This is a genomic window from Streptomyces sp. NPDC048255 (assembly GCF_040652415.1).
GTDB lineage: Bacteria > Actinomycetota > Actinomycetes > Streptomycetales > Streptomycetaceae > Streptomyces.
Genome location: NZ_JBEZMA010000053.1, coordinates 25,143 through 46,464 on the forward strand (window position 1 = coordinate 25,143; position 21,322 = coordinate 46,464).

Consider the following 21,322-nt stretch of genomic DNA (forward strand, 5'->3'; position numbering starts at 1 on the left):
GTCACCGGCTCAGGGCGCCCTGGAGCGCGTCGACGTTCGCGGTCATCCAACCGATGTAGTCCTGGCCTGCGGGGAGCGTCTCGGTCACGGAGACCACGGGGATGCGGTGGTCCTCGGCGGCCTTCTTGACCTTCTCGGTCTGGGGCCCCGCCGTCTGACCGTTGTAGACGAGCGCCTCGACCTTGCCGCCGGTGAACAGCGCGATGGTCTCGCGCAGGGTCCGGGGGGAGACCTCGTCTCCTTCCTCAACGGCCTCGCTGAACGCGGTGGGAGTCCGGTTCACCAGGCCGCAGGCCTCGGTCAGGTACAACGGCACCGGCTCGGTGACCGCGACCGGCATGCCCGCGTGTTCCGCCTTGATGCGGTCCGTCCGGGTCCGGAGGTCCGTCAGCTCGTCCCGGAATTCCTCGGCGTTCTCGCGGAAGGTGCCCGTGCCAGCGGGTTCGACCCGGGCCAGGGCGGCCGCGATCCGGTCCGCGAGCCGGCCCATCGTGGGGAGGTCGTACCAGACGTGCTCGTTCAGCTGCCCGCCCGCGGGAGCGGCCTTTCCCGAAACGTCCACGGCGTTGATCACGTCAGCCGAGGAGTTGTCCGAGCTGCGGAGCATCCGGTCGATGAAATCGTCGTAGCCGCCGCCGTTCTCGACGACGACCTTCGCCTTGGACAGCTCCAGCTGGGTCCGGGTACTGGCCTCGTACGAGTGGGGGTCCTGCGCCGGGTCGCTGATGATCGAGACGACATCGACCCGGTCGGCACCGATCCGCTCGACGATGTCCCCGTACACGTCGGTGGAGGCGACCACCGGGATGGCGGCCGGCGGGGCCGCTCGCCGCCCGTCGGCCATCGGGTCGGCACCGGCACCGGCCGAGGTGCACCAGGCGAGGGCCAGCGCCGTCGTGAACCCGGCCAGCGCACGCGCACCACGCACTGAGGAGACGCGCATGGCGTCCTCCCTGCCGGAGGGAAACCGAAACGGTCATCACTTGCAGTATCTCCCCGTGCGGTCCCGCCCTCCACTCGGTGACCGAGTGCCGTCCGGCGCCTTCAGCATCTCGGCGCCGGGTCCGGCAGGGCCGTCAGCGAGGCGGACAACAGCTCCTTGGTGACGGCGTGCTGCGGCATCTCGATCAGGTGACCGGCAGGGCCGGCCTCGACGATCCGCCCCGTGTCGAGTACCGCGATCCGGTCCGCGAGGGCTGCGGCGGCGGCGAGGTCGTGGGTGATGAACACCAGGCTGAGTTCGTTGCTCTCCCTGAGCCGGGCGAGCGAGTCGAGGATGGTGGTCCGGGTGGCCGCGTCGAGGCCGGAGGTGATCTCGTCGCAGACGAGGACCTGTGGCCCGGCCAGCAGGGCCCGGGCCAGCGCTGCTCGCTGGAGTTCGCCGCCGGAGAGCTCTCCGGGACGCCGCCCGGCAAGGCTGTCGGTGAGGCCGAACTCACCGAGGGTGTCGAGGGCCGTACGCCGCGCGTCCCGCGGCAGGGCTCCGCGGAGCCGTACCGCGCTGCGGGCGACCTGGTCCAGGACCGGCCGGTGCTCGTCGAAGGCCGCCTTCGCGTCCTGGAACACGTACTGGACGGCGGCCAGTTCGGCGCGGGAGCGGGAACGGAGACTTCGCGGCAGCGGCAGCCCGTCGAGCAGGACCGTGCCCTCGTACGCGCGATGCAGCCCGGCCAGGCAGCGTCCGAGGGTGGTCTTGCCGCTGCCGGAACGGCCGACGAGCGCCAGGCACTCCCCAGCGGCGAGCGAGACCTCGATGTCGCTCAGCACCTCGGCGGCTCCCTGCGTGGTGCGGTGCCGTGCGGTCAGGTTCCGTGTCTCCAGCCGCTTGGGACCGCGGGGGCGGGGGGTTCGCGCAACACGTGGCTTCTGCGGTGCGAGAGCCTCCAGCACGGACGAGGCGGGTCCGCGGTCCACGACCTTCCCGGCCCGCATCACCACGACCTCGTCGGCCAGTTCCCGTACGACGTCCAGGTCGTGGCTGAGCAGGACGACGGCGATGCCCTGTGCGGCGACGGCGGCCAGCTCCGCCACGATGCCCTGTTTGGTGAGGACGTCCTGGCCGGTGGTGGGTTCGTCGGCGACGATGACCCGCGCGCCCAGCAGCAACGCCTGGGCCAGGACGACTCGCTGCTGCTGTCCGCCGGAGAGCTGGTGCGGGAAGCGGCGCAGCACGGCCTCGGGGTCCGCGATCCGGGCGTGGCGCAGGGCCTGTTCGACACGGCTCCTGCGCTCTCGCCGGCCGCCTCCCTGGCGGGCGGTGATGTCGGTGAGCAGGGCGCCGACGCGCCGGGCGGGGTTGAGGACGGAGGCCGGGTGCTGGGGTACGTATCCGACGGGGCCCGCGGGTGTGCGGACCTCGCCCTCGACCACGGCACCGGCCGGGTATTCGCCGAGGAGGGCAAGCCCGGTGGTGGTCTTGCCGCTGCCGGACGGGCCGATGACGGCGGTGACCTTGCCCGCATGTGCGGCGAGGCTCACGCCGTCCACGATCGTCCGTCCGCCGATCTGCACGCGCAGGTCCCGCACGTGCGCGAGAAGGGTCATCGCGTCGCTCCCTTCCGGGGGCCGTGCCGTTGGAGGACGGCGTCGAACAGCAGGTTGGTGCCCATCGACAGGCCTGCGATGAGCAGGGCGGGCACGACCACGGCCCAGGGCTGGAGGAACAGGCCGGTGCGGTTACGGTCGACCATGACCGCCCAGTCGGCGGCGTCCGGCTGTACGCCCACGCCGAGGAAGGCGGCGGTCGCGACCAGGTAGAGGGCTCCGGTGAGCCGGATCCCGGCGTCGGCGGCGAGGGTGCGGCGCATGGAGCGGGCCACGTACCCGATGGCCGTGCGCCACCAGGATTCGCCCTGCATGCGCAGTGCTTCCACGGCCGGCCGGGACGAGATCTCGACGGCCGCCGCGTGCACGACCCGGGCGGCGTCGGGTACGGCGGCCAGGCCGACCAGGACGGTGAGTCCGGCGGGTCCCGGGGTGAGGGTGGCCGCGACGAGCAGCACCAGCAGGAGCGAGGGGACCGCGATGACCACGTCCAGGGGCCGCATCAGTGCTTCTTCCAGCCAGGTGCGGCGGGTGAGGGCCGCGGTGAGGCCCAGCGGGACGGCGACGAGGTAGGCGAGGGCGGTGGCCGCGATCGCCACCAGTACGACGGAGCGGCCGCCGAGGAGCACCTGTTGCCACACGTCGCGTCCGCTGAAGTCGGTGCCGAGCCAGTGTCCTTCGGGAAAGGCGAAGGAGACCGAGCGGGGTCCGGCCGGGCCCGCCACGAAGGGTCCCACCAGGGCGAGCAGGACAGGGAGGCCGATCAGCGCGAGGGCGAGAAGGGACCTCGATGGTTTCCGCTTCATGCCGCCACCTCGGACCGGGGTGCGAAGCGGCGGGCGGCCAGGTCGGCGGCGAGGTTGACCGCGACGGTGACGGTGCCGAAGACGACGGCCATGCCCTGGACGACGGGGAGGTCGCGGGCTGCGACGGCTTCGATGAGTACGGTGCCGAGGCCGGGGATCACGAAGAGCGTCTCCACGACGATCACTCCGCTCAGCAGCCAGTCGCAGGTGCGGGCCAGTTGCTGGGTGGCGGGGGCGAGCGCGTTGGGCAGGGCGTGGGTCCAGGTGATCCGGGCGCCAGAGACTCCGTAGCGGCGGGCCTGGGCGACGTACGGGGATGCCATGGCGTCGATCATCCCGGCGCGCACGAGGCGGCTGATCGTGCACACGGGCCGCGACAGCAGGACGACGACGGGCAGGATCAGGACGGCGGGTTCGGTGAACACGTCGGCGCCGACGGCGGTGGGCGGCAGCCAGCCCAGCCACAGTCCGAAGAGCGTGGCGAGCAGGACCCCGACCGCGAATTCCGGTACGGCGTGCACGGCGAGGGTCAGGGCGCTGACGGTCCGGTCCAGCGGGCCGCCCTCGCGGCGGGCCGCCAGGACGCCGAGGCCGACCGAGAGGGGGACGAGCAGGGCGAGGGTCGCGGCGGCCAGCAGCAGGGTGGGGCCGAGGCCGGCGGCCAGGTAGCCGGTGACGGACCGTCCGGTGACCAGGGAGGTCCCGAGGTCGCCGTGCAGGAGGCCGGCGACCCAGTCGGCGAGGCGTTCGGCGGCGGGCCGGTCCAGGCCCATCGTCTCGCGGATGCGGGCGATGCGGGCGGGATCGGGCTGGTCCCCGGCGAGCGCGACGGCCGCGTCACCGGGCAGCGCCTCGGTGAGGGCGAAGACGAACAGGACGACGGCCGCCGTCTGCCCCAGGCCGAGGAGCAGGCGGCGGCCGATCCATGAGAGGTGCGGTGTCACGCGAGCCAGATCTTGTCGAAGCGGGCCCAGTCGAGGGTGTTGGCGGGCGCCTGCTTCGACACCCCGTGCACCGTGGGTGCGGTGGCGATGATCCAGTCGGCGAAGCCCCAGATCAGGAAGCCGCCTTCGTCGTACAGCCGGCGCTGCATCCGCTCGTAGAGGGCGCCGCGCTGGGTGACGTCGCGGGTGGACTGGGCCTGCTGGTACAGGTCGTCGAAGTCCTTCTGCTGCCACCTGGTGGCGTTGGTGGTGGAGCCGGTCAGCAGTCGCTGCGAGATGTGGGACTCGATGGGCATGGCGCCCGAGCGGTAGGAGGCGAAGGTGCCGTCGTTCAGGATGTCCTTCCAGTAGGTGTCCTTGTTGCCGACCTTGATCTCGACGGTGACTCCGGCCTTGGCGGCCTGCTCCTTGAAGATGCCGGCGGCCTCGACGAAGCCCGTGGCGGCGGGGGCGGTGTCGAGGGTGACCTTGAGGCCCTCGGCCCCGGCCTCCTTGAGCAGGGCGCGGGCCTTTTCGAGGTCCTGGGTACGCTGCGGGAGGCCGGCGGGGTAGTACTGGTAGCCCTTGCCGAACAGGTCGTTGCCGATCTCGCCGGCGCCGGAGAGGGCTCCGTCGACGAGTTCCTTGCGGTCGGCGATGAGGAAGAAGGCCTGGCGGACCCGGGGATCGTTGAACGGCGGCCGGTCCGTCTTCATCACGAAGCCCTGCATGGCACTGCCCGGGAGGCGGACGATGTCGATCCTTCCCTTGCCCTCGTGGGTGCGGGCGGTGGCCGGGTTCAGTTCGTGGGCGTACTCGACCTGCCCGCCGAGCAGGGCGCTGACGCGTGCCGACTCCTCGCCGGCGACGACGAATTCGAGCTCGTCGAGGTGGGGGGCGCCCTCCCAGTACGCGTCGTTGCGCTTGACGACGAGGGAGCTGCCGGGCTTGAAGGAGACGAAGCTGAACGGTCCGGAGCCGATGGGCTTGTCGAAGGCGGTGGCGTCCTTGGGCACGATGTACGCGCCGAACGCCGCCAGGACGTTGGGGAATTCGGCGTACGGGCGCTTCAGCTTGAACTCGACGGTGGAGGGGTCCAGGGCGCGGCTGGCGTCGAGGTCGATCGGCTCCAGGGATGCCTTGGCCCGGAAGGTTCCCTTGGGGTCCGCGATCCTGCGGTAGCTGTAGAGGACGTCCTCGGCGGTGACCGGCTTGCCGTCGTGGAAGACCGCCTTGCGCAAGGTGACGCGCCAGGTGTCGAGGGCGGCGCCCGGCTCCCAGCGCTCGGCGAGCCTGGGGACGGCGGCGAGGTCGGCACCGAAATCGGCGAGCTTGTCGAAGAGGGCCTTGGCGCGGGCGGCGTCGACGAACAGGTTGGCGGCGTGCGGGTCGAGGGTCTCGTTGGCGCCGCCGCCGGCGAAGGCGGCGCGCAGCTTGCCGCCGGGCTTGGGGGCGCCCTCTGCGGCGTTCTTGGCGTCGGGGGCGGTGGCGCCGGTGCCGCAGGCGGCGGTGAAGGCGAGGGCGGTGGCGCCGGTGGCGATGAGGAAGCCTCTGCGGGCGAGGCTGGAGCGGGCGTCGTTCATGGGGTGGTGTCTCCGTTGCGAGGGTGGGACGTGAGCCGGGCGACGAGGTGGAGGCGGTCGGAACTCGTGGTCCCGTGCGGGGCCTCGGCTCCGCTCCACGGCGGTTCGGTGCGGGGGCCGGGTCCGTCGTACAGCGCGAGGACCTCGAAGCCGGCGGTGGTGAGGAAGTACCGGAGTTCCTGCGGGAAGAGGAGCCTCCAGGCGGAGTGCTGCTCGTCCGGAGGGGAGCCGTCGTCGGCGGTCCAGGTCCGGCGGCGGCGCAGGAGTTGCGCGCCGTGATCGATCCACAGGGTGGTGTGGGAGGTGTACGTGGTGCCGCGCCAGGCGAAGGAGGCGGTGCGCGGTCCGTCGAGGAGTTCGGTGTTGCCGAGGAAGAAGGCCCCGTTGCGCATCTCGGCGACGAGCAGCCCGCCGGGGGTGAGGTGGGCGCGGCAGCGGGCGAGGAAGGCCGTGAGGTCCTCGTTGGTGTGGCAGTAGAGCATGGCGCTGTCCAGGCAGACGACCGCGTCGAAGGTGGCGTCGAGGTCGAAGTCGCGCATGTCGGCCAGGTGGTAGCCCGGCCCCGGGTGGTGTGTACCTGCGTGGGCCAGCATGGCCTGCGAGGTGTCGATTCCGGTGACCTCGCGCCCGGCACGGTGCAGCCAGGCGGCGTCACGCCCGGTGCCGCACCCGACGTCGAGCACGCGGGGTCCGGCCCCGTGGCGGGCCAGTACGTCCTCGGTCCAGCGGGCGGCGAGCCGTTCGGGGTCGGGGAAGCGCTCCTCGTAGAGCGCGGGGTGGTCGGTGAGCAGGTTGCCGCTGGTCATCGGGGCTCGCTTCGGGGGCGTGCGGGGGTACGAGGGGGCAGGGGGTCCGGATCCTGGCCGGCGGGCAGGGCCCGTCTTCGGTGCAGGTGCGCCACGGCCGCTGCCGAGGTCAGGCCGAGGGTCAGGCAGCAGGCGTACGGGAGCCAGGTCAGGCCGTTGTGGCCGGCGGTGTCCATGGACCAGCCGATGGCCGCGCTGCCGGCGGCGGCCGCGACTCCGGAGACGGCGTAGAAGAGGCCGTAGAACGTGCCCGTCAGGTTCGGGCGCCCGAAGGCCGGTATCAGCTCCATCACGAAGGGCTGGGCGACCATCACCCCGACGTGCAGCAGCAGGGCCCCGGCGAGGACCGGCAGGAGGCGCAGCGGGTGCGCGGCGGCGGCGCCGGCCACGAGCATCGGGGGCAGGAACCCGAGGCCCATGACGACCAGGCCGGTGGCGATCCAGCGCCCCCTGCTGCCGCGGGCCTTCAGGGCGCGGGTGATGCGCAGCTGGAACAGGAGGTTGGCGACGGTCCCGGCGAGGAACAGCAGGCCGACCGAGCCGCCCCAGCCGGAGGCGTCGGTCGCCGCACGGGGCAGCAGCAGGTACAGCTGGCTCTCCAGGCCGTACATCCCGACCATGGCGAAGGAGAACGCCAGGAACGGGCGGTTGCCCGCGGCCTCGCGCCAGTCGGCGAGGACGCCCGTGTCGGGGGCCGGAACCTCACGGGCCGGCAGCACGAGCAGCTGAGCGAGGGTCAGGGCGGCGAACACGGAGGCCGCGGTGACGGCGGCCGCCCGGAAGTCCACGAGCAGCAGCAGGGTGCCGAGCAGCGGGCCCAGCAGCGCCCCGGTGGTGGCGAAGACGTTGAACAGCGCGAACGCCTCCGCCTTGCGCTCCCCTGCCTCCTGGGCGACGTACGTCCGCACGGCGGGGTTGAACAGGGCCCCCGCCAGGCCGCTGAGTATGGACGCGGCGATCAGCAACGGCAGGCTGTCGCCGAGGGCGAACAAACCGAATCCCACCGTGCGCAGGGCGCAGCCCGCGATGATCACCCCGCGTGCACCGAGCCGGTCGGCGGCCGAGCCGCCGATCAGGAACAGGCCCTGCTGGCTGAGGTTGCGCAGGCCGAGGACGACGCCGACGACGGCGGCCGAGAGCCCCAGGTCGTCGGAGAGGTGGGTGGCGAGGTACGGGATGAGCAGGTAGAAGCCGGTGTTGACGCCGAGCTGGTTGACCAGGAGCAGTCGTACGGCGAGGGGGAAGCCCCGCATCGAGCTGAGGATCCTCACCTCACGACCGCCGCGTGGGTGCGCCGGACGCCGAGTCCGGCCCGGTCGGCGGCCCGTACGGTGCCGTCCGTGCCGCCGATACCGGTCCAGGGGTCGTCGGCGAGCAGCAAGTGCCCGTCGAGGTCCACCCAACGGGCCCGGTCGGCGAGGTGCACGGCGGGTGCGATGCCGAGCGAGCTGGCGGTGAGGCAGCCGAGCATGAGGTCGGTGCCGCTGCCGCGCAGTGCGTCGTGGATGCGCAGGGCGGCCCGTACCCCGCCGCACTTGGCGAGCTTGACGTTCACTCCGTGCACCTGTCCGGCGAGGGCTACGGCGTCCTCGTAGGAGACGGCGTCCTCGTCGGCGATGACGGGCACCGGGGACTCCTTGGCCACGCGTGCGAGCGCGTCGGGGCTGCCCGGTGCGATGGGCTGCTCCACGGCGGTGACGCCGAGCGCGGCGAAGCGCGGGAGCAGGTCGAGCGCCTGCCGTTCGGTCCAGGCCCCGTTGGGGTCGAGGAGCAGGCTCGCCTCGGGGGCGCCGGTGCGTACGGCTTCGACGCGCGCCAGGTCCTCGGCCGGATCGGGGGATCCCGCTTTGACCTTGAGGGCGGTGAAGCCGCTCATGGCGAGCCGGGCCGCCTGTGCGGCGGCCGGTACGGGCGCAGTGATGCCGATCGTACGAGTGGTCTGCGCGGCCGGTGCGGTGTGCGTGCCCAGGAGCTGATGGGCGGGCCGGCCGGCCCGCTTGCCGACCAGGTCGAGCAGGGCCGCCTCCATCCCGGCGAGCACACCGGCCGGCAGCTGGGGCAAGCCGGGCAGCGAGTCGGCCACGTGTTCGTCCCACGCGGTCTCGGGGTCGGGAAGTCGTTCGACTGCCTCGCGCGCCCTGGTGAGGTGCCGGACGATGCGGGCGGTGGGCAGGCCGAGGTAGTCGCTGCTGACCACCTCGCCCCAGCCGGTCAGGCCGCCGTGCTCGATCGCGACCCAGACCGCGTCGCGGCGGGCCATCACCGAGCGGTAGATGCGCAGCGGCTCGGCCAGTTCCAGCTCGGTGGTGTGCCAGGTGAGTCTCATGCGGCTCCTCCCCGCGCCGGTGCGGGCACGTGGGGCCGAGTGGCCGCGAGCGGGTCGATGACGGTGCGGCAGCGGGTCCAGCCGACGGCCTCGGTCGCGTGGGGGTGGGCGATCTCCAGGGGGCGCGAGGCCAGTTCGGCCCGGTCGAGGCCGTGCGCGTGGCAGAAGTCGTCGTCGTAGACGGTGCCGAGGTAGCGGTGCGGGCCGTCGGGGAAGACGGTGGCCACGACCGCTCCGGCCTCGACCCGGGCGGCCCAGGCGGAGACGAGGGCGACGGCGCCGGTGCTCCAGCCGCCGCTGACGAAGCTGGTACGGGCGAGCCTGCGGCAGGCGTCGACGGCTTCGGCCGGGCCTACCCAGTGGACCTCGTCGAAGGCGTGGTGGGCGACGTTGCGCGGGTGGATGCTGCTGCCGAGTCCGCGCATGAGGCGGGGGCGGGCCGGCTGGCCGAAGATGGCCGAGCCGACGGAGTCGACGCCGATCACCTTCAGGCGCGGCCAGCGGCGGCGCAGCGGGCCGATGAGCCCGGCGCTGTGACCGCCGGTGCCGACGCTGCACACCAGGACGTCCAGGTGGTCGAGCTGCCCGCAGAGTTCGGCGGCCATGGAGAGGTAGCCGGCCGCGTTGTCGGGGTTGTTGTACTGGTCGGGCCAGTAGGCGTCCGGGATCCGGGCCAGCACCTCGTGGAGGCGGGCGATCCGGGCGGCCTGCCAGCCGCCCTCGGGGGCGGGGCGCTCCACCAGCTCCAGCTGTGCACCGTACGCGCGGAGCAACTGCCGCATGGACGGCTCGAGTTCGCGGTCCCCGACGAGGACGACGGGATGGCCCAGGGCCTGTCCGGCGAAGGCGAGACCGACCCCCAGGGTTCCGGAGGTGGATTCGACGACGGTGGCGCCCGGGCGCAGTTCGCCGCGCTGCCGGGCGCCGCGCAGCATGGACACGGCGGACCGTGCCTTCATGCCACCGGCGCCGAGGCATTCGAGCTTGGCCCAGAAGCCCGGGTGGGCGTAGGGCAGTTCCGTACGGATCCGCGCGAGCGGGGTGCGGCCGGCCAGCGTCAGCAGCTCCGGGTTCGCGCTGTGGGCCGGCGGGCGGTGCAGCGGGGGTGCGACGGTCACCGGGTGCCTCCGTAGTGGTGGATGACTCCGGGGCCGCCGTCGAGCCAGAAGAAGGGGTAGGGCTCGGCGGACACGGCGCTGACCCCGGCGCCCACGAAGCGCGGGAGGACCGCGCTGCCGGTCTGCGCGAACATGACCAGGGGCTTGCCCGTGGCCGCGGCGTGGTCGAGCAGCGGCTGGAAGGTTCCGTTGCCGAGGGTCATGCCGGAGGCGAGGACTGCGTCGCAGTGCTCCAGCTCCGTGAGGGCGTCGGTCCGTACGGGCTCGCCCCACTCGGTGGTGCCGCCCTTGAGGTCGCAGGGCACGTAACCGGCGCCGCGCTCGCGCAGCTGTTCCAGCAGGGAGTTGACCACGCCGATGACGAGGACCCTGTGGTTCCCGGTCGCCGGCAGCAGATCGACCACGGCGCGGGCGCGGGCTCTGGACCGCTGCAGGGAGCTGCCGGCCGGCAGGGTGTGAGGGCGGGCGCCGTGCTCGGGAGCGTGCGGGCGCACACGGCTCAGGTACGCGTCGAGCGCGGCGATCCGCACGGGAAGCATCGGGTGATCGAGGAGCTCGGCCACCGGGGCTCCGACACAGTCGTCGAGTGCCGCCGGCGGCAAGGCTCCCGGCTCCACGGCGCAGGAGCCGACGGCTGCGTCCAGGCGCAGGCTGAGCACCTCGTTGCGGTATCCGCTGCTGCGGCCTGCGTGTCGCACCGCCTGGAGCGTGGTGAAGGCGAGCGCGATGCGTTCCTGGGCGGGGTCGGGTCCGTAACTCCCGTTGCGGACCGCTTCGATGAGCTGGTCGACGGTGCGTACGGCGGGCTCGTGGAGGGTGGGCGCGGTCATGCGGGCACCGCCGACGCCAGCTCGGCGCCCTGCTCCTCAAGAATGGGGTGCAGGTGCGCGATGAGCCGCTCGGCGGCCTCGCGGGCCCCGCTGCCCCGGGTGTCGGCCGTCATGATGTGGCCGAGGTACTCGTTGTTGCTGGTCGCGGCACGAACGGCACGGCCCGGCTCGGCGAGGGTGAGTTCCAGTACCCCGGGCTGCGCCCGGACCTCGTCGGCGCCCTGGATGCCGGTGAGGGTGCCGGTGGTGTCGGGGAGCAGGAAGGCGATGGCGGCGCTGTGCACGCCGGTCGGGCGCGGCGTGAGGTCGGGCACGCGGCCGAGGGCGACGTCCACGCAGGCGGCGGCCAGGTCGATGCCCGTGACGTGCCGGACGAGTTCGGTGATCCGGTTGCCGGCGGGCCGGGGGTTGACCTCGACCACCCTGGGGCCCTCGGGCGTCAGTTTGATCTCGGTGTGGCAGACCACGTGGTCCAGGCCGAGGGCGTTCACCGCGGCCACAGCCGTGTCGGCCGCTTCCCGCTCCGACTCCGGTGCGATGCCCGCCGGGAACATGTGACCGGTCTCGATGAAGGCGGGCGCTCCGCCGATGCTCTTGTCCGTGACGCCGACCACGCCCGTGACACCACCGAAGGAGACGGTCTCGACGCTGACTTCGGGGCCGGTGAGCAGTTCTTCGAGGAGGACGGAGGGCGTACGGTCCTGCCCGCGTGCGTTGACCGGGAACTCGGCCAGCGCCCGGCAGGCGAGTTCCAGCTCCCGCTCGTCGCGGACCTCGCGGACCAGCATGCCGGCGCACAGGTCCACGGGCTTGACCACCAGGGGATAGCCGATCTCCCGGGCGGCGGCCGCGGCCTGTGCCGTGTCGGCACAGAGCGCGAAACGAGGGCCCGGCACCCCGGCCCCGGCCAGTACCCGGCGGGTCAGGTCCTTGCGGCAGGCTCCTTCGACGGCTTCCACGGTCGGGCCGGGCAGTCCCAGCCGGTCGGCGATCCGGGCCACGGCCGGCAGGTAGTAGTCGCAGGAGGAGACGACCCCGTCGAAGGCGAGCACCGCGTGCAGGCGTTCCAGGTGGGGCAGCAGTTCGTCCATGTCGTTGGTGTCCGCGGTGATGATGTTGCGCGCGGCCAGCAACGGGTGCGGGCCGTCGGACCCGGCGCCCCGCAGGTAGTGGTGCAGGTCCCGGGTGACGAAGGTGAACTCGTGCCCGCCTTCTCCGATCGCCCTGGGCAGCAGCCTGCTCATCGACCCCACCCAGCTCTCGACAATCAGCAGATGTGCCAAGGGACTTCCTCTCAAGATGCCGTCACGACTGCGGGGCATACCGGCGAAACGGACCGCCTGACGGGAGGCGTCCGCACCGAACCGAGGAGGAAGCTACCTGAAATCGTTTTCATTTCCAATAGGCCGAATTTCCGGTAGCCTGCCGCTCACGGGACCGGAGCGTCGGAAGGGAGCCACCGAGCCATGAGAGACCTGACACAGAGCCAAGAGATCGGGCCGTACGTGGTACGGCACGCCAGGCCCGGGGACGTACCCGGCGCGCGGAGCGTCATGCTCGACACGTTCTACCGGGAGTTCGACTACGGCTACGTACCTCAGTGGCACGACGACGTGGTCGACATCGACAGCACCTACCTCAGGCACCCCCGCCACACCCTCGTCGTGGCCGTCCTGGGCGAAGAAGTGGTCGCCACCACCGCGCTGAACTCCCGGGGCCCGGCACACCCCCCACACCCCCGCTGGCTCACCGAGCGCTATCCCTCCGGACGCACGGCGCAGCTGCTACGGGTGTACGTGCGCCCGGACCACCGCAGGCACGGCCTGGCGCGCGCCATGGTCAGGACAGCGTGCGAGTTCGCCGCCGGCGTCCCCGGCTACGACACGGTCTACCTGCACACGAACGTCGACATCCCGGGCGCGGAAGCCTTCTGGCGCAGCATGGCCGAAGAGGTCTGCGACGCCCGCACGACCGGCGAGCACGGCGGCTACGGCACCGTCCACTTCGAAATCCCGATCGGTGCTGCGCGCAGCACCTCAGGCCAGGTGGAATTCGTCCCGGTGTGCGGCTAGCCAGGTGGAGAAGTCCTGGAGGGCCGGGTTGATGGCGCGGACGGCGTCCAGGTCGCGGGCGCCGGTGAAGTGGTCCTCGCAGTCGGCGTAGAACTGGAACATGTTGCCTGCCTCGTCGGCTCCGGGGAAGCCGAGGGCGCGGAACGCGTCCGGCGTCAGAGGCCGGTAGCGCACGGGTTGGCCGAGTGACTCGGAGAGGGCCGCGGCCATGTCGGCAAGGGGCAGGTGTTCGCCCGCGATGCTGACGGTGGCGGGGATGAAGTCGGTGCCGCGCTTGAGGATGGCGAGCGCAGTCTTGCCGACGTCGTCGACACCGATGCCGGCGAGCTTTCTGTCGCCCATCGGGAAGCTCAGCTCGAGGGTGCCGTCCTCGCCGCGCTGCGGGGCGAACGCGCCGAACAGGTTCTCCCAGAAGAAGGTCGTGCGCAGGAAGGTGGTCGGTACACCGGCATCGGTGAAGTAGTGGTCGGCTTCGGCCTTGCCGTCGAAGTGGGGGACCTTGTACGAGCCCTGGAGCGTGGGCATCCGGTCGTCGTCGAGTGGAATGCACTCGCGGGTGTCCTCCAGGGTGGACCAGATGGCGTGCTGCACGCCCACGTGCCCGGCCGCCCGGGCCAGGGCCTCCGCCTGGGCCTTCTCGTGCGCCGCGTCCATGTCCTCCCAGAAGTTGGTCACCAGGTACGCCCCGTACGCGCCCTCGAGTGCCGCGACCAGGCTCTCCTCGTCGTCCAGATCCGCCCGGACCACCTCGGCCCCGAGCCGTTCCAGCTCCTTGGCCCGGTCCGAGTCCGGCCGGCGGGTGACGGCGCGCACCACGAAGCCGCTGTCCCGGTCCGCGTGGATGGCCCGTACGAGTGAGCCTCCCTGGTGTCCCGTCGCGCCGAAGACGGTGACGATTCGCTGCTCGGTCATCGCCGGCACCCGCTTCCTGTTTCCTGCGCCCCGTTCCGTGTCCGGCCCGGCGCATCCGCTGCGAAAGCTACGGGCACGGGCCACTGCCGGCCGGTGGCACACGCCGAGGCTGGACCGGATGGGCGTACCGCTCTCCCCCGGCTGTGCGTGGGTGGGGCGGGGCGGGACGAGGGGTGCGCCCGCGCTGTCAGCCGCCCTGTTCGCCGATGCGCTCTCCGCCGCGGAACACGAACCCGAACACGCCGGGCACCAGAACGCCGACCCCGATCAGGGCCAGCCACAGCCCCTGCACCAGCCCGAGGCCCACCAGCGCCGTTCCCGCAGCCGCGACCACCGGCGCGTAGCTGCGCGCGGGGAAGAAGAACCGCCGGCCGCCGCCGACGGAGACCTCGGCCTCCCCCTCGTCCTCCGGCCGCGGCGCGCTCCGGAAGGACTGCCGCCACAGGTAGCAGGCGATGAGCGCGGACATCAGCAGCGACACCATCAGGGCGGCGATGCCCGCCGGATCGGGTGCGAAGGCGGCGTACACCCCGCCCGTCGCCGCGAAGAACACGGCCACACCGGTGAACAGCCATGCTTCCGCCTTCATCGGCCGGCCACCTCCGGGTGGTGCAGGTCGAACGCGGGAGAGTCCGAGCGGATCCTGGGCAGCGAGACGAAGTTGTGCCGCGGGGGCGGACAGCTCGTCGCCCACTCCAGGGACCGGCCCCAGCCCCACGGGTCGTCGGTCTGCACCGTGCGTCCCCCGCGGGCCGTGCGCCACACGTTGTACAGGAAGGGCAGCGTGGACAGACCGAGCAGGAAGGAGCCGATGCTCGACATGGTGTTGAGCAGCGTGAAGCCGTCCTGGGCCAGGTAGTCGGCGTACCGGCGCGGCATCCCCTGCTCGCCGAGCCAGTGCTGGACGAGGAAGGTCAGCTGGAAGCCGGTGAACAGGGTCCAGAAATGGATCTTTCCCAGGCGCTCGTCGAGCATCCTCCCCGTGAACTTCGGCCACCAGAAGTAGAAGCCCGCGAACGTGGCGAAGACGATCGTGCCGAAGAGCACGTAGTGCAGGTGGGCCACGACGAAGTAGCTGTCGGTGAGGTGGAAGTCCATCGGCGGAGAGGCGACCAGGACGCCCGTGAGCCCGCCGAGCAGGAAGGTGACGAGGAACCCGATGCACCACAGCATGGGTGTCTCGAAGGAGAGCGACCCGTTCCACATCGTCCCGATCCAGTTGAAGAACTTCACGCCGGTGGGCACCGCGATGAGGAAGGACAGCAGCGAGAAGAACGGCAGCAGCACGGCGCCGGTGGCGAACATGTGGTGCGCCCAGACGGTGGCGGAGAGCCCTGTGATGGCCATGGTCGCCCCGACGAGGGCGACGTACCCGAAGATCGGCTTGCGGCTGAAGACGGGCAGGATCTCACTGACGATTCCGAAGAACGGCAGCGCGACGATGTAGACCTCGGGATGACCGAAGAACCAGAACAGGTGCTGCCACAGCAGCGCCCCGCCATTGGCGGCGTCGAAGACATGGGAGCCGAGCTTGCGGTCCGCCTCCAGCGCGAGCAGCGCGGCGGTCAGGACCGGGAAGGCCAGCAGCGCCAGGATGGAGGTGAACAGTACGTTCCAGGTGAACACCGGCATCCGGAAGAGCGTCATGCCCGGCGCGCGCAGGCAGACGATCGTGGTGATGAAATTGACGGAACCCAGGATCGTGCTCAGTCCCGACACCACCAGTCCCATCACCCACAGGTCCGCGCCGATTCCGGGTGAGAAGACAGCGCCGTTGAGCGGGGCGTACGCGAACCAGCCGAACGCAGCCGAGCCGTTGGCTGTCAGGAATCCGCTCACCACCATGAGCCCGCCGAACAGGTACACCCAGTAGGTGAAGGCGTTCAGGCGGGGGAAGGCTACGTCGGGCGCACCGATCTGCAGCGGCATCAGCGCGTTGGCGAACCCCGTGAAGGTCGGGGTCGCGAACAGCAGCATCATGATGGTGCCGTGCACCGTGAAGAGCTGGTTGTACTGCTCCGAGGAAACGATCTGCATCCCCGGCCTGGCCAACTCGGCGCGCATCAGCAGGGCCAGCACGCCGGCGAACAGGAAGAAGCAGAACGCGGTGACCAGGTACATGTATCCGATCACCTTGTGATCGGTCGTCGACAGCAGGCGCAGTACGGAGCTGCCCGATGCCACGCGCCGCTCGGTCGCACCAGGCCGGACCGTGGTACCCAGCTGCTCACCGTTCGACACCATGGAGCCTCCCCGCGGAGTGTCGGACAAGGGCGCTCGCGCCAGCCAAGCACTTCCCGGGGGAGTCTCGGATCACGACACCGGCGCGGCACGCCACGTTGGGCACCAATGGCGGCACGGGGCGGAGGTCACGGTGTTTCGGACGGCGGGGCCGGCTTGTCCGGACCGGCGAGCACGGCCTCGACCGTGCGGCTCGCGGCGGGAGAGACCGGCGGCCGCATCGGGTCGCCGTGGTACCAGCGGCTGAGGGCGCGCCGCAGCCGGGCCACCATCCGGCGGCGCGGACCGGCGCCCTCGGCACCCGCCGGTGCCGTGAGCGGCACGGGAATCTCGTAGACCGTACGCAAGTACCGCTCCGCCGGTGGAAGCGGCTCGTGGGCGGGGTGGTAGCCGCCCTCGACGGACTGCCGTACCTCGCCGGTCTCGGCCCCGTGCAGCAGCAGGTGGCTGTCGCGGGCCTGAAGGGCCAGGCAGAGGCGTCGGGTGAGCCAGAAGGCGGCCGGCGGGAGCAGCAGGAAGGCGCAGCGCAGCGCCCAGGTGATCCCCGCGACCGGCACCTCCGTGATGAAGGCGATCCAGTCCTGGGCTCCGGCCAGCAGCAGCACCGCGTACCCGCTGAGCACGGCCACGCCCAGCGCCGTGCGGGCGGGCCGGTTACGGGGCCGGTCGCACAGGTGCCGCTCCCCCGGGTCGCCGCTGATCCAGTGCTCGAAGAACGGATAGGCGTACAGGCCTAGGAAGAACAGTCCTGGCAGCACCACCCCGGTGACCAGCGGATTCCACATCAGCGTATGACCCCACAGGCGGGTCTCGACCCCCGGCATCAGACGCAGCGCGCCCTCCAGGAATCCCACGTACCAGTCGGGCTGCGAGCCGGTCGAGTCGAAATCGGGACGGTAGGGACCGTAGGCCCAGACGGGGTTGATCTGAGCCAGCGCCCCGAGCGCCACCAGCAGCCCGGCCACCATGAAGAAAAGGCCCGCGGACTTCGCCACGTAGTGGGGGAAGAACGGCTGGCCCACGACGTTGCGGCCGGTCCGGCCGGGGGCGGCCCACTGGGTGTGCTTGAGGCGCACCACCAGCAGCAGGTGCAGGGCCACCAGTCCCACCAGGAGGCCGGGCACGAGCAGGATGTGGACGGGATACAGGCGGGCGATGATGTCCCCGCCGGGGTACTCGCCGCCGAAGACGAAGAACGACAGGTAGGTGCCGGCCACCGGGACGGACAGCATGATTCCCTGGGCGGTGCGCAGCCCGGTGCCCGAGAGCAGGTCGTCCGGCAGCGAGTAGCCGGCGAAGCCCTCGACGAGCGCGAGGAGGAACATCGTCACGCCGACCACCCAGTTCAACTCCCGGGGTCGGCGAAAGGCACCTGTGAAGTAGACGCGCAGCAGGTGCGCGCCGATGGCGAAGACGAACACCAGCGCCGCCCAGTGGTGGATCTGGCGGATCAGCAGACCGCCCCGCACCTCGAAGCTGATCCGCAGGGTCGAGGCGTAGGCCTCCGAGACGGGCCGCCCCTGCAGTGGCACGTAGGGCCCGGTGTAGGTGACGTGCTCCAGCGACGGGGCGAAGAACAGCGCCAGCCAGGTTCCGGTGAGCAGGAGCACCAGCAGGCTGTACAGGGCGATCTCACCGAGCAGGAACGACCAGTGGTCGGGGAAGACCTTGCGCAACCCGGCCCGGACCTGCCCGAGCAGCGGAAGGCGGGCGTCGGCGGCGACCACGCCCGATCGCCCGGTGCGCCTGAGACGGCGCGCCATCCGTGCCCTTCGCCGTTTCAGCAGCACACGGTCTCCTCGCCAACGGGGACGGCGCCACCGGGAAAGCTGATACCGACGGACGCCTCGGACAGTCGCAGTCGTCCCCGAGCATGGCGCGAGCCGGGCGAGGAGGCAGGCAGGCGCGCGCCACGCAGACCCGAACAGGCCCGTCGGAGGCGCCGCGGCATGCAGGCACGACGCACCGGTCCGAGTCGGACTGTGGACGTACCGCACAGGCTTGCCCCTACGGTGCTCCGGGGTCCTGGCCCGGCGCCGCCGGCCGGTCCGGCGGCCCTTCCCCCTCGACCGGCGGAGAGCTGGCTTCCACCACGTCGCCGTCTGCCGCATGGGCGCCGCCCAGGTGCACGATCACCGTGTTGGCCACGGCTACCAGCGGAACGGCGACGACCGCGCCGCCGATACCGGCGACCACGCCGCCGGTGGCGACGGCCAGCACCACCGCCACGGGGTGGACCCGCACGGCCCTCCCCAGGATGAACGGCTGCAGCACGTGGCCCTCGATCTGCTGGACGACGAGCACCACCAGCAGAGCCATGAGCGCGGTGAACACTCCCTGGGTGACCAGCGCGACGACTACGGCGAGCGCCCCGGACGCGACCGCGCCGACGAGGGGCACGAACGAGGCCAGGAAGATCACCACTCCGATGGGGACAGCGAGCGGCACGCCGAGGATGTAGATGCCCAGGCCGATGAACAGGGCGTCGATGAAGGCGACGACCATCGTTCCCCGGATGTACGCGGTGAGCGTCCGCCAGGCCGGCGGGCCCGCGTCCGCCACGTCCGGCCGGGCGGCGGCGGGCACCAGCTTGAGCGTCCACTGCCAGATGCGCTTGCCGTCGTACAGCAGGAACAGCGTGACGAACATCGCCAGGAGCATCCCCGTGAGTACCTCCACCAGGACGGTGACCCCCTGGAGACCTGTCGAGGTGATCTCACTGGTACTGGTGCCGATGGCATCGCTCAGGCGTTCGGCGACATCGTTGATCTGTTGCTCGGTCACATGGAAGGGGCTGTCGAGGAGCCATCGTTTCAGTTCCTCGATGCCCTCCTGGAGACGCCCGGACAGATTGCCGAGATTATCGAGGACCTGCCAGACGACGAACCAGCCGACCAGACCGAGTACGAGGAACCCGCACAGCGCTGTGATGGCGGTGGCGGCCCCACGGGACAGCCCGAGCCGGTGCAGCCGGGCGACCGTCGGCTCCAGCAACGCGGTGACCAGGAGCGCGGCGGCGAAGGCGAGGACGACGAGCCGGACGGATCCGATGACCCGCATCACCACCCACAGGGCAGCGGCGAGGACCAGGAACCGCCAGCCCGCCTCGGCCGCCACCCTTACGCCCCAGGGCACCGTCAGGGCGGGGTCCCGGGTGCGGGGACGGGCCCGTCGGGCCTCCGCCGCGCGCTCCCGCTCGGCCGCCGCCTCGGCGTCGTGGCGTGCCTGGGCCTGCGCCCGGCGCTCACCGAGTGCCGCGGCGCCGTCCTTCACGCGGCCGAGCCACGCGCGGATCCCGGGCATCCGGCACCTCCTTCCGTCTCGGTCCCCGTCTGCCCGCGATTCAGGCCCGGCCGCCTTCGGCCGGGTGCAGCCGCTTGAGGGGCACGTGCCCGGTGTGGACTAAGGGAGCGGCTGAGCGAGTCCGGTGTCGGCCAGGATGCCGACGAGGCGCTCGGTCCGTGTCATGGCGTGGCGCACGCCGGTGCCGGTGGCAGCCACCATGCCCCAACGGCCGGGGACACACGCCACGAGATCGGCTACGGCGCCTTCGGGCAGCGCGGCGTGCATGGCAGCCCGGGTGGCGCCGAGCGTCGCGGTGGCGGTGGGTCTGAACAGGCGGGTGGCCGCGTACCTTTCGCCGGTGCCGGTGCCGTTCCCGTTCCCGGTGCCGCTGCCGGTGCCGTCCGCTGTGACCTTCTCGTGGAAGGTGCGCAGGTACTCGGCGCCGTTCGAGGAGAGGTTGAAATCGATCGCCGCGGCGACTATGCGGTCCTGGAACACACCGCCGATCCGGCCGACGGCGAAGTCGACTCCGCCTGTCACCAGGCCACCGTAACTGGCGTCGATGATGCTGGGTTCGCTGAGGAAGGCGGCGTGGAGGGCGCTCATGCTGTGGCGCATCGTGTCGTACAAGTGGCGTGGGAGGCCGCAGTTCTCCCATTCCTCACCGTCGAGGTAGGCGTTGCCCTCCCAGGCACAGCCGTTGAGGATCTGCAGCGTGAGGCCGGCGGCTACTTCGCCGCCCCGGATGTGGCCGGAGGGCGCGACGGGGTGGTCGGTGCCGTCGGAGTGCAGGGTCAGGAATTCGACGGCTGCTTCCAGGAGGTAGTCGTCACCGTACTGGTGGGCGTCCACCGCGGCGGCGCGCAGCGTGGCGACGTCGCGCAGGTCGACGGGGCCGACGATGCGGGCACCGTCTCCGGCCTCGCTCGGCTTCAGGAACGCCCGCTGGATCCGGTAGCGGTCGCAGAGCAGCGCCGCCGCGCGGACCGCGTCGTCGGCGAAGCGCTCGGGCCCGGCGTCGGTCCGCGCGAGGGTGTAGCCCGGCAGCACCGGCATCACCAGCCGTAGGCGCCGGTAGGCCTCGCTGAGGCGCTGTTCGGCCGCCAGCAGCTGCTGCGGTCCGACACCGGATGCGGGCAGTGCTTCGGCATCGCCGACGTAGGGGTGGATGTGGCGCTTGCTGTTCCACCGCGTGGACACCACATGGTTGTTGGCCTCGACCCGCAGGCTGCTCAGCCCTGCTCTGTGCAGGAGCCAGAGCAGGAAGATCTGTGTCTCCTCGTCGAGCGCGTAGGGCCGTACCACCGCATCGGGATGCGACATCAGCCAGGCGACGAGCCGGCCCACCGGGCTTTCGGCCGCATCGTCCGTGTGACGGTCGGCCGCGGCGAGCAGCGCCTGGCAGAGGTAGTAGTGCTCCAGGTCTTGGAGGTCCACGGTGTCGATGCCGAACACTTCGGCGGCTTCCCGCCAGGGCGCCGTCCTTCCTACGACCAGGTCGCCGCGGCGTGCCGTGAAGACGGCGCGCGTCTCCAGGTAGGTGGCGCAGTCGTACGGTGGCCGGCCGGCCGCCAGATCGCTGACGTCCCCTTCGAAGAGCCGGGTTGCCGGGGTGGCGCCTTGCAGCACCAGTGCGGGAGCAGGTGCCTGCGTCGCGCGGTAGGGGCGCAGGAGCACGGCCGCCCGCTCGGCGGCCTGGGCGGGCGTGAGGCCCAGGAGGCGCGTGCTGTATCCGCCGAGGTGGCCCGTGAGGACGAGTGGTCCCGTGCCGAAGCCCACCCAGGAGATCTCCGTCCCGTCCTGGAGCCGGACGGAGGAGCTGCCCTCGGCGGGCTCTGTAGTCGTGCGCGGCGTGGTGTACATGACCACCTCAAAG

At 71.7% G+C, this 21,322-nt stretch carries 18 protein-coding genes; 1 reads left to right on the forward strand and 17 read right to left on the reverse strand.

Annotated features, from left to right (window positions below; translation table 11 throughout):
- Position 1 precedes the first annotated feature (1 nt).
- From AB0D94_RS30005 to AB0D94_RS30055, 11 genes are all read right to left on the reverse strand, one after another.
- Positions 2-844: a zinc ABC transporter substrate-binding protein gene (locus AB0D94_RS30005; protein ID WP_362058077.1), complete on the reverse strand. Its 843-nt coding sequence runs from the start codon at positions 842-844 to the stop codon at positions 2-4.
- Positions 845-1,044: 200 nt separating this feature from the next.
- Positions 1,045-2,544 (reverse strand): ATP-binding cassette domain-containing protein, encoded by a 1,500-nt coding sequence (locus tag AB0D94_RS30010; RefSeq protein ID WP_362058014.1) that lies wholly within the window; start codon positions 2,542-2,544, stop codon positions 1,045-1,047.
- Positions 2,541-3,350, reverse strand: a complete 810-nt coding sequence (locus tag AB0D94_RS30015; RefSeq protein WP_362058017.1) for an ABC transporter permease subunit — start codon at positions 3,348-3,350, stop codon at positions 2,541-2,543. Before AB0D94_RS30015 ends, AB0D94_RS30010 begins: the two co-directional genes overlap by 4 nt.
- Positions 3,347-4,294: an ABC transporter permease gene (locus AB0D94_RS30020; protein WP_362058020.1), complete on the reverse strand. Its 948-nt coding sequence runs from the start codon at positions 4,292-4,294 to the stop codon at positions 3,347-3,349. Before AB0D94_RS30020 ends, AB0D94_RS30015 begins: the two co-directional genes overlap by 4 nt.
- Positions 4,291-5,856, reverse strand: coding sequence for an ABC transporter substrate-binding protein (locus AB0D94_RS30025; RefSeq protein ID WP_362058023.1), 1,566 nt, complete (start codon positions 5,854-5,856; stop codon positions 4,291-4,293). Before AB0D94_RS30025 ends, AB0D94_RS30020 begins: the two co-directional genes overlap by 4 nt.
- Positions 5,853-6,662, reverse strand: a complete 810-nt coding sequence (locus AB0D94_RS30030) for a class I SAM-dependent methyltransferase (protein ID WP_362058026.1) — start codon at positions 6,660-6,662, stop codon at positions 5,853-5,855. Before AB0D94_RS30030 ends, AB0D94_RS30025 begins: the two co-directional genes overlap by 4 nt.
- A complete protein-coding gene (locus AB0D94_RS30035; RefSeq protein WP_362058029.1) occupies positions 6,659-7,915 on the reverse strand; it encodes an MFS transporter in 1,257 nt (418 codons plus the stop codon). The genes AB0D94_RS30030 and AB0D94_RS30035 overlap by 4 nt, the downstream gene beginning before the upstream one ends.
- A gap of 14 nt (positions 7,916-7,929) precedes the next feature.
- On the reverse strand, positions 7,930-8,988 hold the full coding sequence (locus AB0D94_RS30040; RefSeq protein ID WP_362058032.1) for a dipeptide epimerase: 1,059 nt from the start codon (positions 8,986-8,988) through the stop codon (positions 7,930-7,932).
- Positions 8,985-10,106: a pyridoxal-phosphate dependent enzyme gene (locus AB0D94_RS30045; protein ID WP_362058035.1), complete on the reverse strand. Its 1,122-nt coding sequence runs from the start codon at positions 10,104-10,106 to the stop codon at positions 8,985-8,987. Before AB0D94_RS30045 ends, AB0D94_RS30040 begins: the two co-directional genes overlap by 4 nt.
- On the reverse strand, positions 10,103-10,936 hold the full coding sequence (locus AB0D94_RS30050) for a DUF364 domain-containing protein (RefSeq protein ID WP_362058038.1): 834 nt from the start codon (positions 10,934-10,936) through the stop codon (positions 10,103-10,105). Before AB0D94_RS30050 ends, AB0D94_RS30045 begins: the two co-directional genes overlap by 4 nt.
- On the reverse strand, positions 10,933-12,219 hold the full coding sequence (locus AB0D94_RS30055) for an ATP-grasp domain-containing protein (RefSeq protein WP_362058041.1): 1,287 nt from the start codon (positions 12,217-12,219) through the stop codon (positions 10,933-10,935). The genes AB0D94_RS30050 and AB0D94_RS30055 overlap by 4 nt, the downstream gene beginning before the upstream one ends.
- 183 nt (positions 12,220-12,402) lie before the next feature.
- Here AB0D94_RS30055 and AB0D94_RS30060 point away from each other — a divergent pair, with 183 nt between their 5' ends.
- The gene (locus AB0D94_RS30060) at positions 12,403-13,008 is read left to right on the forward strand and encodes a GNAT family N-acetyltransferase (RefSeq protein ID WP_362058044.1); all 606 of its coding nucleotides are present in this window, start codon (positions 12,403-12,405) and stop codon (positions 13,006-13,008) included.
- Here the strand turns inward: AB0D94_RS30060 and AB0D94_RS30065 are convergent.
- The 6 genes from AB0D94_RS30065 to AB0D94_RS30090 form a co-directional block, all read right to left on the reverse strand.
- Entirely contained in the window at positions 12,973-13,920 is a 948-nt protein-coding gene (locus AB0D94_RS30065; RefSeq protein WP_362058047.1) for an NmrA/HSCARG family protein, read from the reverse strand. The two genes, AB0D94_RS30060 and AB0D94_RS30065, sit on opposite strands and share 36 nt — an antisense overlap.
- A 187-nt stretch (positions 13,921-14,107) precedes the next feature.
- Positions 14,108-14,509 (reverse strand): cytochrome c oxidase subunit 4, encoded by a 402-nt coding sequence (locus AB0D94_RS30070; RefSeq protein ID WP_362058050.1) that lies wholly within the window; start codon positions 14,507-14,509, stop codon positions 14,108-14,110.
- Positions 14,506-16,164, reverse strand: coding sequence for a cytochrome c oxidase subunit I (gene ctaD / locus AB0D94_RS30075; RefSeq protein WP_362058053.1), 1,659 nt, complete (start codon positions 16,162-16,164; stop codon positions 14,506-14,508). Before ctaD ends, AB0D94_RS30070 begins: the two co-directional genes overlap by 4 nt.
- A 125-nt stretch (positions 16,165-16,289) precedes the next feature.
- Positions 16,290-17,924, reverse strand: a complete 1,635-nt coding sequence (locus tag AB0D94_RS30080; RefSeq protein ID WP_362058056.1) for a cytochrome b N-terminal domain-containing protein — start codon at positions 17,922-17,924, stop codon at positions 16,290-16,292.
- Between the two features lie 244 nt (positions 17,925-18,168).
- The gene (locus AB0D94_RS30085; protein ID WP_362058059.1) at positions 18,169-19,464 is read right to left on the reverse strand and encodes an AI-2E family transporter; all 1,296 of its coding nucleotides are present in this window, start codon (positions 19,462-19,464) and stop codon (positions 18,169-18,171) included.
- Positions 19,465-19,563: 99 nt separating this feature from the next.
- Positions 19,564-21,309, reverse strand: a complete 1,746-nt coding sequence (locus tag AB0D94_RS30090; RefSeq protein WP_362058062.1) for a hypothetical protein — start codon at positions 21,307-21,309, stop codon at positions 19,564-19,566.
- Positions 21,310-21,322: the final 13 nt, after the last annotated feature.

What these genes read in the sequence shown, in the direction of transcription:
- AB0D94_RS30005 (WP_362058077.1), bottom strand. Translation starts at nt 844, where the DNA reads ATGGCCGACGGGCGGCGAGCGGCCCCGCCGGCCGCCATCCCGGTGGTC.
- AB0D94_RS30085 (WP_362058059.1), bottom strand. Translation starts at nt 19,464, where the DNA reads ATGCCCGGGATCCGCGCGTGGCTCGGCCGCGTGAAGGACGGCGCCGCG.
- AB0D94_RS30050 (WP_362058038.1), bottom strand. Translation starts at nt 10,936, where the DNA reads ATGACCGCGCCCACCCTCCACGAGCCCGCCGTACGCACCGTCGACCAG.
- AB0D94_RS30070 (WP_362058050.1), bottom strand. Translation starts at nt 14,509, where the DNA reads ATGAAGGCGGAAGCATGGCTGTTCACCGGTGTGGCCGTGTTCTTCGCG.
- AB0D94_RS30040 (WP_362058032.1), bottom strand. Translation starts at nt 8,988, where the DNA reads ATGAGACTCACCTGGCACACCACCGAGCTGGAACTGGCCGAGCCGCTG.
- AB0D94_RS30035 (WP_362058029.1), bottom strand. Translation starts at nt 7,915, where the DNA reads ATGCGGGGCTTCCCCCTCGCCGTACGACTGCTCCTGGTCAACCAGCTC.
- AB0D94_RS30010 (WP_362058014.1), bottom strand. Translation starts at nt 2,544, where the DNA reads ATGACCCTTCTCGCGCACGTGCGGGACCTGCGCGTGCAGATCGGCGGA.
- AB0D94_RS30015 (WP_362058017.1), bottom strand. Translation starts at nt 3,350, where the DNA reads ATGAAGCGGAAACCATCGAGGTCCCTTCTCGCCCTCGCGCTGATCGGC.
- AB0D94_RS30030 (WP_362058026.1), bottom strand. Translation starts at nt 6,662, where the DNA reads ATGACCAGCGGCAACCTGCTCACCGACCACCCCGCGCTCTACGAGGAG.
- AB0D94_RS30080 (WP_362058056.1), bottom strand. Translation starts at nt 17,924, where the DNA reads ATGGCGCGCCGTCTCAGGCGCACCGGGCGATCGGGCGTGGTCGCCGCC.
- AB0D94_RS30060 (WP_362058044.1), top strand. Translation starts at nt 12,403, where the DNA reads ATGAGAGACCTGACACAGAGCCAAGAGATCGGGCCGTACGTGGTACGG.
- ctaD (WP_362058053.1), bottom strand. Translation starts at nt 16,164, where the DNA reads ATGGTGTCGAACGGTGAGCAGCTGGGTACCACGGTCCGGCCTGGTGCG.
- AB0D94_RS30065 (WP_362058047.1), bottom strand. Translation starts at nt 13,920, where the DNA reads ATGACCGAGCAGCGAATCGTCACCGTCTTCGGCGCGACGGGACACCAG.
- AB0D94_RS30090 (WP_362058062.1), bottom strand. Translation starts at nt 21,309, where the DNA reads ATGTACACCACGCCGCGCACGACTACAGAGCCCGCCGAGGGCAGCTCC.
- AB0D94_RS30025 (WP_362058023.1), bottom strand. Translation starts at nt 5,856, where the DNA reads ATGAACGACGCCCGCTCCAGCCTCGCCCGCAGAGGCTTCCTCATCGCC.